This window comes from Streptomyces sp. NPDC012888, from assembly GCF_042900645.1.
Taxonomy (GTDB): Bacteria; Actinomycetota; Actinomycetes; order Streptomycetales; family Streptomycetaceae; genus Streptomyces.
On record NZ_JBIBBM010000002.1, the window covers coordinates 109,662 to 126,216 of the forward strand.

The following is a 16,555-nucleotide window of genomic DNA, read 5'->3' on the forward strand; positions in this document are numbered from 1 at the left end:
GGGAGACGGATCCGAGGTGTCCTGTCGGCGCCACCGCGGTCCCAGCCGCTCCATGTGTACAGGGGCCACGCACAGAAGCCCCTGTACGCATACGGGAAGGTTGCTTCCACACCTCTCACACACCCCGCCCGGCGGGAGCGAACGGCCTCTTCCCGACGCGCCCCTCGCACCGCTCCGCGGGCATCGGCCCGCTGCGCCGGACTCCGTCCGCCGGAGTCACAGCAGCACCACACACCCCGCCCGGCGGGAGCGAACGTCCTCTTCCCGACGCGCCCCTCGCACCGCTCCGCGGGCATCGACCCGCTGCGCCGGACTCCGTCCGCCGGAGTCACAGCAGCACCACACACCCCGCCCGGCGGGAGCGAACGTCCTGTCGCGCCAGCCTCGCCCCGTCGGGCGGTAAAGATCCACCCGGACCAGAGCGCCGGGTCACGGACGGTCCCGTGACCCGGCGCTTTGCCGTGCGTACGCGCCTCACGAGGCCAGGATGCGGGCCTTCTGCGCCGAGAACTCCTCCTCCGTGAGCACGCCCTGCTCCTTGAGCGTGGCGAGCTCCTTCAACTGCGCGATCTTGTCGTCCATACCGGGCGTGGGCGGCGGAGCCGCCGGGGCCGGGGCCTCCGGGGCCGGGGCCGCCGGCTGGAGCGGTGCCTCGGGCGGGGCCTCCTGCCGGGCCCAGCGGCCGGCCTGACGGCGCGAGACGCGGTTGGAGACGGCGGTGGCCGTCCCCGCGATCGCCGCGGTGCGCACGACGCCTCGAAGTAGTCCGGGCATGGTTCGGTGCCTCCGTCTCCTCAGGCCGCCGCGTCGAGCGCGTCCAGCGCCTCGACCACGTCCTGGACCGGTACGCGGCCGCTCGCGATCATCCGGGCATCGGCCCGGCGCAGCGCGGCCGCCAGCGGTGCCGCCCACAGGTTCTCGTACAGGAGCACGGCCGCGGAGTCCCCCGGTTCGAGCAGCCTGCCCGCCTCCGAGACGTCCTCCTCGCCCAGCAGCCCGGAGGAGACCCCCTCGAAGATGGTGAGGTCCAGGCTGCCGTCGCCCGTCACGTCCGCCAGGGCCAGCCCGCGCACCGAACCGTCCTCCCCCTTCGTGAGGAAGGTCAGGTCGAGGATGCGGATGATCCCGCGGTCCACGAGGTCGGCCAGCAGCGGCATCCCCTCGCCGGTGAGGTGACTGCCAGGGAACTGGACCACCAGGTAGTCGATGGGCCCCAGCTCGTCGAGGCCGTTTTCTCTGGTCACGTCTACTCCTCCCGTCAAGCCGGCTCCACTTCCCGCTTCGACCGGCAAGGCCGAAACGAACGTAGCCCCCGGCACGGCCCGAGGAGATCACCCCCGACGGGTGAGGTGACGGTCCGCGCGCCGGACCATGCTCGGAGGCACGACGGACACCCGGGAAGGGGTGATCGATCATGTGCCGGTGGCTGGCCTATTCGGGGACGCCCGTACTCCTCGACACCATCCTCTACAAGCCCGCGCACTCCCTGATCGACCAGAGCCTGCACTCCCGGATGGGCGTCGAGACGACCAACGGCGACGGCTTCGGGGTCGGCTGGTACGCCAGGGAGACCGGCACGGACACCCCGGCGGTCGTACGGGACGTCGGACCGGCGTGGAACAACCGGAACCTGCGGGAGATAGCCCAGCACGTCATGTCGCCCCTGGTGTTCGCGCACATCCGGGCCTCGACGGGCACGGCGGTGCAGCAGACGAACTGCCACCCCTTCCGGCACGGCCGCTGGATGTGGATGCACAACGGCTCCATCGCCGGCTTCCACCAGCTGCGCAGGGAGCTCTGCGTGGCGGTCGAACCGTCCCTGTTCCTGGAGATGGAGGGGACCACGGACTCCGAGGTGATGTTCTTCCTCGCGCTGACCCTCGGCCTGGAGGAGGACCCACCGGCCGCGGTGGCCCGGATGGTGGGCCTGGTGGAACGCACGGGTCGCGCGCGCGGCATCCCGGAACCCATGCAGATGACCGTCGCCGTGACCGACGGGCGGTCGGTGTGGGCGTTCCGCTACGCCAGCGCCGGCACCGCGCGGTCGCTGTTCTACAGCACCCGGGTGGAGTCCTTGCGGGCACTGCACCCGGACGTGACCTTCCTGCAGGAGGTGTCCGACGACACCCGGCTCGTGGTGTCCGAGCCGCTGAGCGACCTTCCCGGCGCCTGGAACGAGGTGCCCGAGCACAGCTACGGGGTCGTCCGGGGCGGTGACGACTCACTGCACACGTTCGCCCCACTGCCCACCTGACCCGGCGAGGAGGACCCATGACCTTCCCCGAACGACCCGCACCGCAGCCGACGGCCGACGACGAACCCTTCGGCCGCTCCTCCGCGCCGCCCGGCAGCCCGGGCGACCCGCTCGACCGGCTCGCGCTGGTCGGGGCCTCCTGGAAGTGGGTCCTGGTATCGGCCCTGGCGACCCTGGTGTTCGGCGTCCTGCTGCTGGTGTGGCCGGACAAGTCCCTGCGCGTGGTGGCGGTGCTCATCGGGCTCTACCTGCTGGCGGCGGGCGTCTTCCAGTTCGTGGCGGCGTTCGCCGGGCACCCACAGGCCGGGGAACGCTGGTCGCGCCTGCTGGTCGCCGTGGTGTACGTCGTGGCCGGCGTGCTCTGCCTGCGCGGCCCCGAGCTGACCATCACGGTGCTGGCCCTGATCATCGGCATGGTCTGGCTGGTCTCCGGCATGCTGGGCGCGTACGCGGCCGTCGCGGACAAGACCCTCGCGCACCGCGGACTCGCCTTCGGGATGGCCGTGCTCGGCATCGTCGCGGGCATCGTCGTGCTGTGCCTGCCGATCGAGTCCGCCGTCGCCCTCACCCGGCTCCTCGGGCTCTGGCTGGTGCTGCTCGGGCTCGCGGAGGCCGCCGCGGCCTTCGCGCTGCGGTCCTCCCTGCGGCGCTGACCGCGGCGGACCGGCGCGTACACGGGCGCGGCCCCCGCCCCCTCACTGGAGGGGACGGGGGCCGCGGTGCTGCTCGGCGGGCCGCCGGGGCCCGGCGGGCCGGTCCTGCCGGTCTCAGACCTTCAGGGCCTTGATGGCGGTCGGCGCGTGGCCGGGCTCGGTCGCGAGCTCCTCGAACTCGGTGACGTCGCTCATGTCGACCGTCTTGCTCATGGCGATGTTGGTGATGCGCTCCAGGATGGCCTCGACGACGACCGGGACCTGGAACTCCTGCGCCAGCTTCTTGGCCTCCTCGAAGGCCTCGCCCAGCTTCTCCGGGTCGGTGACGCGGATGGCCTTGACGCCCAGGCCCTCGGCGACCTTGACGTGGTCGACGCCGTAGACGCCGATCTCCGGGGTGTTGATGTTCTCGAACTCGAGGTTGACCTCGAAGTTGATGCCCAGGTTGCCCTGCGCCTGGCGGATCAGGCCGAGGTAGGCGTTGTTCACGAGGACGTGGACGTAGGGGACCTTGTGCTGCGCGGCGACGGCCAGCTCTTCGATCATGAACTGGAAGTCGTAGTCGCCGGACAGGGCGACGACCGGGGTGTCCGGCTGCGCGGTGGCGGCGCCGATGGCGGCCGGGATGGTCCAGCCGAGCGGGCCGGCCTGGCCGCAGTTGACCCAGTGGCGCGGCTTGTAGACGTGCAGGAACTGCGCGGCGGCGATCTGGGAGAGGCCGATGGTGGTGACGTAGCGGGTCTCCGGGCCGAACGCCTTGTTCATCTCCTCGTAGACGCGCTGCGGCTTCATGGGGATGTTCTCGAAGTGCGTGCGGCGCTGGAGGGTGGCCTTGCGCTCCTGCGCAGAGGCGGCCCAGGCGGAGAAGTCCGGGAGCTTGCCCGCGGCCTTCCACTCCTTCGCGATCTCGACGAAGAGCTCCAGGGCGACCTTGGCGTCGGAGGCGATGCCGTAGTCCGGGGCGAAGATCCTGCCCAGCTGGGTGGGCTCGATGTCGACGTGGACGAACTTGCGGCCCTTGGTGTACGCCTCCAGGTTGTAGCCCGTGTGGCGGTTGGCCCAGCGGTTGCCGATACCGATGACGGTGTCCGACTCCAGGAACGTCGCGTTGCCGTAGCGGTGGGCGGTCTGCACACCGACCATGCCGGCGGCCAGCTCGTGGTCGTCCGGGATGGTGCCCCAGCCCATGAGGGTGGAGATGACCGGGATGTTCGTCAGCTCGGCGAACTCGACCAGCAGGTCCGAGGCGTCGGCGTTGATGATGCCGCCACCGGCGACGATCAGCGGACGCTCGGCCTCCAGCAGGAAGCCGAGGGCCTTCTCGGCCTGGGCGCGGGTCGCGGACGGCTTGTAGACCGGCAGCGGCTCGTAGGTCTCCGGGTCGAACTCGATCTCGGTCAGCTGGACGTCGATCGGCAGGTCGATGAGGACCGGGCCGGGACGGCCGGAGCGCATCAGGTGGAAGGCCTGCTGGAAGACGCCGGGGACCTGCGCGGCCTCCAGGACCGTGGTGGCGGCCTTGGTGACGGGCTTGGCGATCGTGGCGATGTCGACGGCCTGGAAGTCCTCCTTGTGGAGCTTCGAGACCGGGGCCTGGCCGGTGATGCACAGGATCGGGATCGAGTCCGCGATCGCGGAGTACAGGCCGGTGATCATGTCGGTGCCGGCGGGGCCGGACGTACCGATGCAGACACCGATGTTGCCCGCCTTGGCGCGGGTGTAGCCCTCGGCCATGTGCGAGGCGCCCTCGACGTGGCGGGCCAGCGTGTGGTTGATGCCGCCGACGTTCTTGAGCTCGCGGTAGAAGGGGTTGATCGCGGCGCCGGGCACGCCGAACGCTTGGTCAATTCCCTCGCGCTTGAGGATCTCCACAGCCGCGGCGGCGGCGGTCATACGGGGCATCGGTACTCCTGCGGTCAGGCTGTTTTTCCGGTGGTTTCCGTAATCCGGAAGTTTTGTTCTGCTATACGAAACAAGCTAGAGGGCGGCCTCCCCGCCCGTCAAGGCGCTACGGCACCCCGGAAACCACCAAAAGCCGCGATTGACTCGACGAGTTGCACAAAAAGACCGGGTCCGGTGCCCGGACGGTGGCGGTTGGTGGAGCATGGACCCACACACAGCGACGACCGGCAGGCCGGACCGGGGCCGGTCACGGGACCGGCGGGTCCCGCGGAGGGGGTACGAAGGTCAGATGGCGGAATCCATCCCGGTGCGCTGCCCGGCGTGCCTGCGCGAGAACGGCTACACCCCGCCGGTGTTCCCCTGCGCCTGCGGCAGCCCGGTCACGCCGCCGCTCGACCTGGACCGGGACGCCGTCCCGCTCACCCACCGCACCTGGACCGACAGCTGGGTCGCGGTGCGCTGCGGCAACTGCGGCCGGGAGAGCGAGTGGCCGCAGCCCGAGCTGGGCTGCGCGTCGTGCGGGACGGTGGCACGGCTGCCGGTGCACGCCGTGCCGGAGGAGGGCCCCGACGGCGCCGCGGCGGCCGGGCCGTACGGTGGCGGTGCCGGGGGCTGTACCGCGGGCGTTCCCGGTGGCGTTCCCGGTGGCGTTTCCGGGACCGGGACCGGGACCGGGACCGGGCCGCGGGGTGGCGGTGGCGGCGGGCCGGCCGGCGGGCCGCGACCCCCGCACGTCCCGCAGCCGCACACCGGGCCGGCGCCGCGGCCCCCGTTCCGGCCGGTGACCATCCGTACCGCGCGGGACGCCGTGGCCACCGCCGCGCTCTACCTGCGCTGGCTGGGCTTCCGCGACGTACGCCAGCCCGACACCGCCCGCCCCGTCCCCTCGGCGGCGGTGGACCTGCACGCCCCCGGCCTCGTCGCCCAGGTCGACCCGACGACCGCGCCGGCCGACCTGCGCGCGGTGGAGTGCGTCTGGCTGAACGGACTGACCGCTTCCGCGACCAGCGTGTACTTCGCCCTGGCCGGATACACGGAGGAGGCCCGGGCCCGCGCGGACGAGCTCGGCATACCGCTGTTCGTGATGGACTTGACGGGCATGCCACAGCCGCTCAACGACCCGGCGGACGAGCTGGTCGTATCGGGGACGGGCACCTAAGGTCGGGGACGTACATGCCCGCCGCCTGCCGAGGAGTGAACTCTTGAGCGCCCTGTACGACATCCCGCTGACCACGCTGGCCGACGAACCGACCAGCCTGGCCGCCTTCAAGGGCAAGGCCGTCCTGGTCGTGAACACGGCCTCGCAGTGCGGCCTCACCCCCCAGTACTCCGGGCTGGCCCGGCTCCAGTTCAAGTACGAGGAGAAGGGCTTCACCGTCATCGGCGTGCCCTGCAACCAGTTCGGCGGGCAGGAGCCGGGCACGGCCGAGGACATCCAGACCTTCTGCGCCGCCGGCTTCGGCGTGACCTTCCCGATGCTGGAGAAGTCCGAGGTCAACGGTGAGAACCGGCACCCGCTCTACCAGGAGCTGGTGAAGACCGCGGACGCGGCGGGCGAGGCCGGCGACATCCAGTGGAACTTCGAGAAGTTCCTGATCTCGCCGGCCGGCGAGGTCGTGGCCCGCTTCCGCCCGCAGACCGAGCCGGAGTCGCCCGAGGTGATCGCCGCGATAGAGGCGCACCTGCCCGCCTGAGCGGCGTACCGGGGGTCAGCGCAGGTCGGCCTCGTCGTACTCGTCGGCCGACCCCCGCGCCGTGAGCTCCCGGAGCTCCACCCGGCGGATCTTGCCGGACACGGTCTTCGGGAGCTCGGCGAACTCGATGCGCCGCACCCGCTTGTACGGGGAGAGCACCGCCCGGGAGTGCTCGAACAGCACCCGGGCCGTCTCCGGCCCGGGCTCCCAGCCGGCGGCGAGGACCACGTACGCCTTGGGAACGGCGAGCCGGACCGGGTCCGGGGCCGGGACGACGGCGGCCTCGGCCACCGCCTCGTGCTCCAGCAGGGCGCTCTCCAGCTCGAACGGGGAGATCTTGTAGTCGGAGGCCTTGAAGACGTCGTCGGCGCGGCCGACGTAGGTCAGGTGGCCGTCGGCGTCGCGGGAGGCGATGTCGCCCGTATGGTAGACGCCGCCGGCCATGGCCTCGGCGGTGCGCTCCTCGTCCCCCGCGTAGCCGGTCATCACCCCGGCCGGCCGGTCGTCGAGGTCCACGCAGATCTCACCCTCGTCCGGGGACTCCTTCCCGGTGACCGGGTCCACCAGCACGATGCGGTAGCCGGGCGCGGGGAGCCCCATGGATCCGGGCTTGACCGTGCCGCCGGGGAAGTTGCCGATCTGCAGGGTGGTCTCGGTCTGCCCGAACCCGTCCCGTACGGTCACGCCCCAGGCGCGCCGGACCCGCTCGATGACCTCCGGGTTGAGCGGCTCGCCGGCGGCGACGGCCTCGCGCGGCGGCCGCGCCAGGCGGCCCAGGTCGGACTGGATCAGCATCCGCCAGACGGTGGGCGGGGCGCAGAAGGTGGTCACCTGGCGCCGCTCCATCGCCTCCATCAGGCGTTCGCCGTCGAAGCGGGTGTAGTTCAGTACGTAGACGCAGGCGCCCGCGTTCCACGGGGCGAACAGGTTGGACCAGGCGTGCTTGGCCCAGCCGGGCGAGGCGATGTTCAGGTGCACGTCGCCGGGGCGCAGCCCGAGCCAGTACATGGTGGACAGGTGCCCGATCGGGTACGAGGCGTGGGTGTGCTCGACCAGCTTCGGCCGGGCGGTGGTGCCGGAGGTGAAGTACAGCATCAGCGGGTCGTCGGCGCGGGTGGGACCGTCGGGCCGGAAGACGGTGGCGTGCCGTTCTGCGGAGTCCTTCCCGGCGAGCCGCAGCCAGCCGTCCGGCACCGCCTCACCGGCCGCGATCCGGGTGTAGTCACCGGGCACGTCGTCGAACTTGGCGGTGTCCTCGGCCCGTACGATCACGTGCCGGGCCCGGCCGCGCTCCACCCGGTCGCGGAGGTCGTGCGGACCGAGCAGCGGGGTGGCGGGGATGACCACGGCGCGCAGCTTCATCGCGGCGAGCATGACCTCCCACAGCTCCAGCTGGTTGCCGAGCATGACGATGATCCGGTCGCCGGCGGCGACGCCCTGTGCGCGCAGCCAGTGGGCGGTGGCCGAGGAGCGGGCGGACATCTCCTCGTAGGAGTAGGTCCGGCCGGTGCCGTCCTCCTCGTCGATGCGCAGGGCGTCGGCCGGGTTGCCTTCGGCGATCCGGTCGAACCAGTCGAGCGCCCAGTTGAAGCGCTCGGGGCGGGGCCAGCGGAACCCGCGGTGGGCCGCCGCGTGGTCCTCGCGGTGTTCCAGCAGGAAGTCACGGGCGGCGCGGAACCGGTCGGTGGCATCGGCATGCAGTGTCATGGCAGGCATCGTGCCGTGCGGCCGGTACGCCCACCAGTGCGCCGTCAGCCGGTGATTGACCCGAAGCGCACCGAGACCCGTTCGGCCCCGGTCATCTCCAGGAGCAGCCGCTCGCCCTCGGCGACGACGGACTCCTTCACCCCCTCGCCGGCGGACCGGAACAGCTCCACCACGATCTCCGCGCGGCCCTTACCGGTGGCCGTCGCGTCCTCGTCCAGTCGCCAGACCCCGGCGAGGAACCCGTCGACGAGCAGGGTGCGGTAGGCCTGGTTCCCCTTCCAGGAACGGCCCTTGAGGCCGGGCGGCACCACGCGCGTGCGGTCGGCGTGGGAGAGGAGCACGTTGTCGAACTCGGGCAGGAAACGGGGCGGGGCCGGCGTGCCGGGGTCCGGGCGGGGCGCGTCGGGCAGGTCGAACAGCTCGGTGCCGTTCTCGTCGCGGAAGACGGCGAGCCGCGGGCGGAGGCGTTCGAAGGCCGGGCGCAGCCGGGTCAGGCCGGCCCAGGTCTGCATGTCCCGGACGGAGGCGGGGCCGAAGGCGCGCAGGTAGCGCAGGACGGTGTCGTCGAGGTCCGTGTCCGCCCGGGCGGGCCGGGCGGAACGTCCCGTCCACTGCTCCAGCGGGGCCAGCCGGACCTGGCCGCTGCGGCCCCACAGGCCGCGCGGGGTGACCTGGACGAGCTGCAGCCGGCAGCGGGCGGCGACGGACAGGGCGAGGGGGTCGGCGTCCGGCCATTCCGCCAGCAGTGCCGCGCGGAGCTCGGCCATGGTGCGCGGCGCGGCCGTGACCAGCTCGCGGGCGATCCGGGTGAGCCGGTCCAGGTCGACGCCTTCGAGCCCGGCGCGGAAGGCGGCGACCTCGCGGTCGCGGGCCGGCTGCACCAGGGGGCCCAGGAGCAGGGCGTCGTCCGCGGTGTGGGTGTGGATGGTGGACCGCATGGTGACGATCCGCACGACCTCCCGGGACTCCATCAGCCCGGACAGCTCCTCGGGGCGGAAGCCGGCCAGGCGGGCGTGCAGCTGGAAGTAGGGCGGCTTCACGTTCTGCGCCTGGAGTCCGAGGAGGTGCGCCACGGCGTCGAGGGCCGACATGTCGGCGCGGTCGAGCAGCAGCTGGCGGGCGAGCGTGGCCCGGTTCAGGGCGCGGGCGGTGAGCACGGGGTCCGTCGTGGAAGCCATGACCGCACGCTATCCACGATCCCGGACGACTTCTGTCCGCAACCGCGACCCCATATATCCTGCTTCCCAGGCAAAACCCTCACCCTGGGAGCTGACAGCGATGCCGGAGCGCAAGCACCACCCCGCTTCGCAGCCCTCGCCGCCCTCGCCGCCCTCCAGGCGCACCCACTGGCGGCGCCCGTCCACTCCCCCACCGGCCGGCCCCCCGGCGGCCACGCCCCCGGGGCCGCCCGCGACCCCGGGCGCCCCTGCGCCCGCCGTCCACCGCAGCGTCGTCGACTCGGCCGTCTACCGCGACGGCCGCCGGATCGCCTCCCCCGCCACCCTGGCCGAGACCTTCCGCCGGCTGCGCGAGGAGCCCGACGGCATGGCCTGGATCGGACTCCACCGCCCCACCGAAGGTGAACTCCACTCCCTGGCCGCCGAGTTCAACCTCCACCCCCTCTCCATCGAGGACGCCCTGGAGGCCCACCAGCGCCCCAAGCTGGAACGCTACGGCGACACCCTCTTCGTGGTCCTGCGCGCCGCCCGCTACCTGGACGCCGTCGAGGAGGTCGACTTCGGCGAACTGCACGTCTTCGTGGGCCCCGACTTCCTGATCACCGTCCGCCACGGCGCGGCCCCGGACCTCTCCGCCGTCCGCCGCCGCATGGAGGAGACCCAGGAACTCCTCTCCCTCGGCCCGGAAGCGGTCCTCTACGCCATCCTGGACGCGGTGGTCGACGGCTACGCCCCGGTCGTCGCGGGCGTCCAGAACGACATCGACGAGATCGAGACCGAGGTCTTCCGCGGCGACCCCGAGGTCTCCCGCCGCATCTACGAACTCTCCCGCGAGATGGTCGAGTTCCAGCGCGCGACCCGCCCCCTGGTGGGCATGCTGCACTCCCTGATGGCCGGCTTCGCCAAGTACGGCACGGACGAGGAACTCCAGCGCTACCTCCGCGACGTGGCCGACCACGTGACCCACACCAGCGAACGCGTGGACGGCTTCCGCCAGGCCCTCACGGAGATCCTCACGGTCAACGCCACCCTGGTCTCGCAACAACAGAACGCCGAGATGCGCGCCCTCGCCGAAGCGGGCTTCGAACAGAACGAGGAGATCAAGAAGATCTCCTCGTGGGCCGCCATCCTCTTCGCCCCCACCCTGGTCGGCACGATCTACGGCATGAACTTCGAGGACATGCCGGAGCTCAAGTGGGCGGGCGGCTACCCCTTCGCAATTCTCCTGATGGCAGTGGTCTGCGTGAGCCTGTACGTCATCTTCAAGAAACGCGACTGGCTGTAGACCGCACACCAGCAACGTTGATCAACTTAGCTCTTGCGAACCTCTAAGAGTGGCCCACAGGGCCCCCTGGGGAGAATCTGGGGAGAATCCGCAGGCCGCCCATGCCAGGCACTCCCCCACGCCTTGAGGCCGGCCCTCCAGTACCGCCGACCACCTTCGACTGCACACGGTTGCGGAGGGTAACGACAATGGGTGGCACAGCGTCTGCCGTGCCACCCATTGTCGCGACCAGGTCTGTCCTGCCTCCCCCGACGCCTACAAGCCGGCAGTTGTCCAACGACCTGGACCGTAGAGCGTCGATGTCCGACCCCCTGACTAGCCTGTCCCCGTGACGCCCACCGATGACCGACAGTTCCCCACCGCGCTCGCCAGTGCGCTGGCCGTTCCCTTCGACTACGCCGATGGGAAGACCGGGGTCGACTTCGAGCCCTTCCCCGCCTTCCTCTCCGCTGCCGAGACCACCGACTGGTTCCAAGCGTGGACCGGGAACAGCGAGCTGGACGGTGACGACTTCCGCGTGTTCGGACAGGACGGCTCGGGCGGGTACGCCGCGATCTGGCTCATCCGCCCGAGCCGGCCGCTGGCCGAGCAGCCCGTCGTCTTCCTCGGGTCCGAGGGAGAGACCGGCGTCGTCGCCCGCGACCTGGGCGACTTCCTGTGGCTCCTGGCCGACGGCTTCGGCCCCTGGGAAGCCGCCACCTCGTACGAGCCCGACTGGAAAGCGCACCCCAACCCGGAGCTGGCAGCCATCGCCGAAGGCTTCGCACCGCACCAGCGCAGGACGGCGGCAGCCGTGATCGAGCTGGCGGCCCAGGAGTTCCCCGACTTCGACGACACCATCATGGAACTCTGCCGCTGAACCCAGCGCCGCCGTCGCGGACGTTCAATCAAGTCCCCATGCCGGCCTGCTGCATTCGAGCATCGCTGTAGCCTCTGGCCATGAGCCATGGGAAAGGCGAGGGCAGTCTGGTCCTGAAGGCCCGCGAAATGCTGGCCACCGGACGGGACGAGGAGGAGGTCTTCGCCGAACTGGCCGCGCGCACCAGCGACTGGGACATCTCCGCGTTGGCTGTGTGTCTGGCCCTCGGAGTGCCCCGGACGGACGCCGAAGCCCGAATCCGCGAGGCTCGACCCCTCTTCGACGAGTTCGAGGTGGGAGAGGAAGACCTCGTCGCCATGTTTCTCGCCTGTGGGCACGTGTTCGTCGTGGACCGGGTGCTGGACGCTCACGGTGAACGGATCCGCGACCTGTTGTGGGCTGCCGCCTGTGCCCACGGAGGCTTTCCTGGCGGCATGATCCCCTGGTTTCGTACCGGGGAGCTCACGAAGATCTTCCTACTCTTCGCGCAGACCCGGTTCCGCGACGGGCGGGGCTCACCTCCCGAGTTCTGGGCGGCCATGATCACGGCCGGGGAACTACTGGCCACCGAGGACAGCCCGGACCAGGCAAAGGTAACGGCGGAACTGGAACATTGCCGGGCGCAGGCGACCAGCGTCGATACGGAGTCTCAGATGCGGCCGTGAGAGGAGACCAGAGCCTCGGGTACGTACCCGGGCACCGTGCCGAGCAGTGCGTCGATGGCCACGCGCCCCTTGCCGCCGGCCTCCGGCATGAAGTGGGCATAGTGGTCCAGGGTGATGGTCGGACTTGAGTGACCGAGCCACCGGGCGAGCGTGACGATGGACTCGCCCGCTTCGAGGAGGACCGAGGCGTAGGTGTGTCGGAGCACGTGGAAGCCGTCCTTGCGCGAAGTCTTCCACCGCGCACCCTTCTCCCGTACGGGAATGACTCCGGCCGCGGCGAGGGCCGGCTTCCAGGCCTCGTCGTTGAAGATGTTGGCGCGGATGGCGTTGCCGTACGTCGTCGTGAGGACGAGTGGGAAGCTCTGCTTCTCCCGGTCCGGCTCCGGTCCGCCCCAAGGGAGCTCGACGTCGACCGCCGGGTGGTCGAGGAAGTACGCGGCCAGTTCCGTGGCCACCGACTGGGGCATGTCGACGATGCGCGTCTTGCCACCCTTGGGCAGAGCGAAATAGAGCCGTCCGGAGAGAAGTTGCACCTGCCTGCGCACCCGGATGACACCGCGCTCAAAGTCGATGTCCCTCGGCGACAGCCCGAACACCTCTCCCTGGCGCAGCCCGCACCCAGCGCGACGACGACTGCGATCCGGTAACGAGGATTGATCACGTCCCGCACCCTCTGCGCCGTTGTCAGCGGCCACGCGTCACGATCCTCGTCCGGCGCCTTGGGCCAACGCACCGTCTTGGCCCGCATCGGGTTGCGGACGAGGCGCTTGTCGTCGATCGCGGTCTCGAAGATGTTCGACAGCGAGGTGAGGATCTGCCGGGCGTACCGCGGAGAGCATTCGCCTTCGAGCGTGGCTATGTAGCCGCGCAGAACGGTCGCCGACACGTCGCGCAGCGCCACCGCACCGAGGTGCGGAAGGATGTGGAGTCGTACACGCTCGTCAACTCGCTTGACCGTGCCGGGCGCGCCGCGAACGCCGGCGCGCCAGTGGCGCGTGACGAAGTCCGTCAAGGTGATGGAGCCGTCGCGCGGGTCTACGAACTCGCCCCGTTCGCTGTCGGTGCCAGACCTCCGGAGCCACCCCTTGGCGTCCTCCAGCACGTCGAACGACATGTCCCGGACGCCCGGGATTCCGGCGACACGATATCGAGACCCCTTGCCGTAACGGGTCGTACGCTCACGCTTCCCCGTGACGGGGTCCTTCTTCTTTTTGATCCAACGGTCTTCGATATAGCCAGCCAATGAATTCCTCGGGGTGGGGGTTGGACGTGGGGCAGGCGGCAAGGCCAGTTAGATCGCTCAGGCTGTGGTCGGATACCCGATGCGACGCTGCGGGACGACATTTACCGGACTTAGGGACGTATTGCTGCGGGAGTCCACCTGCTCCTGTTCTCGAATCCACTCGTCAAGCATTTCGATCCGGTACATCACGCGTCCGTTCCGCCCCATCCGAAAACTCGGTGGACCTTGGCGACGGTGCCGCCACACGTAAAGGGTGCAGGGCGACAGCCCCAGGTGTTCGGCAGCTTCACGCACGTTCAGAAAACCCCTCCCCAGCGGCGGCACACGGGGAGGCGTAGGGGCATTCGCCAGCAATTCACTGTCACGAGCAACACTTCGCATGTATCGAACCTTCGGGGTCTTCCGTAGACAACCTGCGGCGACGGACATCGGGCATGACGAGCCCGCCCCCGCTTGCTGTCGGGCAGATGGAGCGGACTACTTCAATGGTCTGGAGAATCCCCGGTTCGCCTGTGCGCCATAGCCGCTCCGGACGGCGGCATCTACCTCCCCTACGAGGACTGACGGGCCCGGAACAGCAGCCTGCGGCCGGTGACCAGGTACCTCCCGGTCGCAGGCATTCGCGATGTGCAAGGCCGACAGGCCATACCCACTGGCAGTCGCAGGATCAGTGGTGGGCGGCCCCTGCCGCCGGCAACGGAGCCAGGAGGTCAACGGCTTCCTCCCAGCGGAAGCGGTCGGCGCCACCACCGGACTTCGGACGGTGTGGCTCGTAGCTCCCGACCAGGACGCCCATCTCACGCAGCTCGGCGAGGCTGCGTTGGTACGCGCGGTGGGCCGCGAGGGCGATGTTCACGTAGGGCAGGACAGCGGTGGGGATGCCCATGCCCGGCGCCTCGCAGAGGATGCCGAGGGCGAGGTTGTCCGCGAAGCCTGCCGCCCACTTGTTGACCGTGTTGAAGGTGGCCGGGGCCACGGCGATCGCGTCGGCAGGTGGGAAGGACCGTGCGTCGCCGGGCGCGCGCCAGGCGGAGCGGACGGGGTAACCGGTCCACTCCTCGATCGCGGCGACATCGAGGAAGGAAAGCCCCTGCGGGGTGGCGACGACGCCGACGTCCCACCCCCGCTCGTGCGCGGCGTCGATCAGCTTGCCGACGTCGCCCGCGATCCCGGCCGCGCAGACGACGACGTACAGGAAGGGCTTGCGCTGCGGCTCGGTCACGCGGGTACTCCCAATCGGCGGCTGAAGTGGTGGAGCTCTGGCAGCGTACGCCGACGGTCGCGCGCCGCCATGTCGGCGACCAGGTCCCGGACGGCTGGGCGCCGTACGTCCTGGGCCGCGCAGGTCTCCGCGATCCGCAGGGCCTGGTAGCCGTCGGCGAGGCGGCCCTGCTGTGCGTAGGCACGGGCGGCTTCCACCCATAGGGCGGCCCGGCGCTCGGGAACCGGGATGTGGCGGCGCATGAGCGGACGTGCGATGTCGATGGCGACGCCCGCATCGCCGAAGGACACGGCCGCGCTGACCTCGTGGAGGGCCACGTTGGTGGGGCTGAAGTTGGCCCAGGCATCGGGGTGGTCCAGGGCGACGTACTTCGCCACCTCCTTCGCCTCGGCCAGGAACTCCGCGGTGGCAACGCGGTCCCCGGCCCTGCTGGCAGCCGTGACTCCGCGCAGCAGGAGTAACCCGAGCACGGAGAGGTGGTGGTGGGGCTGCCGGTCGTAGGCACCGGTGAGTTGTGAGGCCGTGTGCTTGATCAGCGTGACGGCCTGGCCGGCGTGCTGTTCGCGGACCAGGACGTGCGCGTGGAGGCGGACGCTGGCGGCGAGGACGAGCGGATCACCGGCGCGTTCGGCCTCGGCCATCGCGCGACCGACGGCGAGCCACGCAGTGCCCGGGTCCCCTTGCTTGAGCAGAAGGCTGGCCGATGTCTGGTAGGCCGTGGCCAGGAAGCGGGGAAGCTCCTCGGCCTGCGGGGAGCCGGCGATGCAGTGGCGGAGATCGGTGATCAGGCCGGGAAGGGTCCGCTCCAGCTCCGCGTAGTCGCATGTGCTCCAGAGGCGCCGGATGGCCGTTGCCCGGCTTCGTAGCTCCCCGGACTCCGGCTTTTCCGTCGTCGGTGCCGTCGGCATCCCGGGCATGAGTGCCTGGACGAGCGCGGGGTGCGCAGCCGTCGGCGCGACCGAGGCTGTGAGCGCGGTGACGCTGGCGGCAAGGAAGGTACGACGGCGCAGCATTTCCTCTGTCTCCGGATCGTGGGGATCGGCTTCCGGGGCGGCCTCCGCCAGACCGAGTCGGGCCGGGGGAATGTGCAGGATGCGGGCGACGTCGCGCAGAACCCGGATGTCGTCCGTTCCGCGTCCGCCCTCCAGTCGGCTGATCTTCGACTGGTGGTATCCGAGCTCGCCGGCCACGTCCGCTTGCGAGCGGCCCCGTAAGACCCGAGCTCGGCGGATCAGTTCACCGATGCGGTGCGCCTCGCCCTGCGTGTCGACCATCTCCGCCACGGCCCCTTCTGCCGAGACCGATCCTGCCTGCTCAACCGAGCCTAGCTGCAACGAACTTGCCCGCCATGCACAACGTGCATGAACGATGCAGGGGCTGCGCGGCACATCGCGCAGCCGCCTCCTGACCCGCTTGCCTGGTGGAACCGCACCCCTCCAGGAGGCTGCTCATGGAAGTGCACGAGGTCACGTTGACCGTCACGAGTACGCCCGAGGGCGCCGCTCGCGCCCGGCACCAGGTGATGAACGAGATCAGAGGCTGGCGCTCGGTCATGGGCACCGACGGCATGTACGTAGCAGAAGCCGTGGCCGGCGAACTGCTGGCGAACGCCGTTCAGCACGCGGGAAACGGAGCCGCTTCCGTGACCGCTCGCCTGCACGGAAGCCGACTGCGCTTCGAGGTCCGCGACCGGAGTTCCGTCCTCCCCCACGCACGCCCACCCCGTACGGACGCCGAGGACGGCCGCGGGCTGCTGATCATCGACGCACTCGCCGACCGGCACGGCGTCGACCACAGCTCAGGCAGCAAGTCCTGCTGGGCCGAGCTCGATCTGTCCGCACCCATCTCGGTCCCGCCGTCCATCACGCAACCTCCCCTGCAAAGGAGTTGAAC

The 16,555-nt window shown here is 70.6% G+C and carries 17 protein-coding genes; 8 read left to right on the forward strand and 9 right to left on the reverse strand.

Annotated elements, in window-relative coordinates:
• Positions 1-474 precede the first annotated feature (474 nt).
• Positions 475-774, reverse strand: coding sequence for an SHOCT domain-containing protein (locus ACFY61_RS03005; RefSeq protein ID WP_389466191.1), 300 nt, complete (start codon positions 772-774; stop codon positions 475-477).
• A 20-nt stretch (positions 775-794) separates the two neighbouring features.
• Positions 795-1,244: a DUF6325 family protein gene (locus ACFY61_RS03010; RefSeq protein ID WP_389466193.1), complete on the reverse strand. Its 450-nt coding sequence runs from the start codon at positions 1,242-1,244 to the stop codon at positions 795-797.
• 170 nt (positions 1,245-1,414) lie between these two features.
• Between ACFY61_RS03010 and ACFY61_RS03015 the strand changes: the two genes are divergently transcribed.
• Both ACFY61_RS03015 and ACFY61_RS03020 read left to right on the forward strand, forming a co-directional pair.
• Positions 1,415-2,254: a class II glutamine amidotransferase gene (locus tag ACFY61_RS03015; RefSeq protein ID WP_389466195.1), complete on the forward strand. Its 840-nt coding sequence runs from the start codon at positions 1,415-1,417 to the stop codon at positions 2,252-2,254.
• Positions 2,255-2,271: 17 nt separating this feature from the next.
• The gene (locus ACFY61_RS03020; RefSeq protein ID WP_389466197.1) at positions 2,272-2,907 is read left to right on the forward strand and encodes an HdeD family acid-resistance protein; all 636 of its coding nucleotides are present in this window, start codon (positions 2,272-2,274) and stop codon (positions 2,905-2,907) included.
• Positions 2,908-3,021: 114 nt separating this feature from the next.
• On the opposite strand, the gene gcl is transcribed toward ACFY61_RS03020, so the two are convergent.
• The gene (gene gcl, locus ACFY61_RS03025; RefSeq protein WP_389466199.1) at positions 3,022-4,809 is read right to left on the reverse strand and encodes a glyoxylate carboligase; all 1,788 of its coding nucleotides are present in this window, start codon (positions 4,807-4,809) and stop codon (positions 3,022-3,024) included.
• Positions 4,810-5,098: 289 nt separating this feature from the next.
• On the opposite strand from gcl, the gene ACFY61_RS03030 reads away from it, so the two are divergent.
• On the forward strand, positions 5,099-5,968 hold the full coding sequence (locus ACFY61_RS03030) for a hypothetical protein (RefSeq protein ID WP_389466202.1): 870 nt from the start codon (positions 5,099-5,101) through the stop codon (positions 5,966-5,968).
• 43 nt (positions 5,969-6,011) lie between these two features.
• Positions 6,012-6,503 carry a glutathione peroxidase gene (locus ACFY61_RS03035; protein ID WP_389466203.1) on the forward strand — a complete coding sequence of 164 codons (492 nt, stop codon included), beginning with the start codon at positions 6,012-6,014 and terminating at the stop codon, positions 6,501-6,503.
• A 15-nt stretch (positions 6,504-6,518) separates the two neighbouring features.
• Here the strand turns inward: ACFY61_RS03035 and ACFY61_RS03040 are convergent, their stop codons facing one another.
• Positions 6,519-8,219, reverse strand: a complete 1,701-nt coding sequence (locus tag ACFY61_RS03040; protein ID WP_389466206.1) for an AMP-binding protein — start codon at positions 8,217-8,219, stop codon at positions 6,519-6,521.
• A gap of 35 nt (positions 8,220-8,254) precedes the next feature.
• Complete coding sequence (locus ACFY61_RS03045) at positions 8,255-9,388, reverse strand: winged helix DNA-binding domain-containing protein (RefSeq protein ID WP_389466208.1); 1,134 nt, start codon at positions 9,386-9,388, stop codon at positions 8,255-8,257.
• Positions 9,389-9,488: 100 nt separating this feature from the next.
• On the opposite strand from ACFY61_RS03045, the gene ACFY61_RS03050 reads away from it, so the two are divergent.
• The 3 genes from ACFY61_RS03050 (at position 9,489) to ACFY61_RS03060 (ending at position 12,197) form a co-directional block, all read left to right on the forward strand.
• A complete protein-coding gene (locus ACFY61_RS03050) occupies positions 9,489-10,673 on the forward strand; it encodes a magnesium and cobalt transport protein CorA (protein ID WP_389466211.1) in 1,185 nt (394 codons plus the stop codon).
• Between the two features lie 328 nt (positions 10,674-11,001).
• Positions 11,002-11,532: an SMI1/KNR4 family protein gene (locus ACFY61_RS03055; protein ID WP_389466213.1), complete on the forward strand. Its 531-nt coding sequence runs from the start codon at positions 11,002-11,004 to the stop codon at positions 11,530-11,532.
• 80 nt (positions 11,533-11,612) lie between these two features.
• Positions 11,613-12,197: a hypothetical protein gene (locus ACFY61_RS03060; protein WP_389466216.1), complete on the forward strand. Its 585-nt coding sequence runs from the start codon at positions 11,613-11,615 to the stop codon at positions 12,195-12,197.
• Here ACFY61_RS03060 and ACFY61_RS03065 read toward each other — a convergent pair.
• The 4 genes from ACFY61_RS03065 to ACFY61_RS03080 all read right to left on the reverse strand — a co-directional run bounded on the left by ACFY61_RS03065 (position 12,182) and on the right by ACFY61_RS03080 (position 15,936).
• A complete protein-coding gene (locus tag ACFY61_RS03065) occupies positions 12,182-12,892 on the reverse strand; it encodes a site-specific integrase (RefSeq protein ID WP_389466218.1) in 711 nt (236 codons plus the stop codon). The genes ACFY61_RS03060 and ACFY61_RS03065 overlap by 16 nt on opposite strands.
• A gap of 605 nt (positions 12,893-13,497) precedes the next feature.
• On the reverse strand, positions 13,498-13,869 hold the full coding sequence (locus ACFY61_RS03070; protein WP_389466220.1) for a helix-turn-helix transcriptional regulator: 372 nt from the start codon (positions 13,867-13,869) through the stop codon (positions 13,498-13,500).
• A 238-nt stretch (positions 13,870-14,107) separates the two neighbouring features.
• Positions 14,108-14,662 (reverse strand): flavoprotein, encoded by a 555-nt coding sequence (locus tag ACFY61_RS03075; RefSeq protein ID WP_389466222.1) that lies wholly within the window; start codon positions 14,660-14,662, stop codon positions 14,108-14,110.
• On the reverse strand, positions 14,659-15,936 hold the full coding sequence (locus ACFY61_RS03080) for a helix-turn-helix domain-containing protein (protein ID WP_389466224.1): 1,278 nt from the start codon (positions 15,934-15,936) through the stop codon (positions 14,659-14,661). Before ACFY61_RS03080 ends, ACFY61_RS03075 begins: the two co-directional genes overlap by 4 nt.
• Before the next feature lie 176 nt (positions 15,937-16,112).
• On the opposite strand from ACFY61_RS03080, the gene ACFY61_RS03085 reads away from it, so the two are divergent.
• Positions 16,113-16,553 carry an ATP-binding protein gene (locus tag ACFY61_RS03085; RefSeq protein WP_389466227.1) on the forward strand — a complete coding sequence of 147 codons (441 nt, stop codon included), beginning with the start codon at positions 16,113-16,115 and terminating at the stop codon, positions 16,551-16,553.
• Positions 16,554-16,555: the final 2 nt, after the last annotated feature.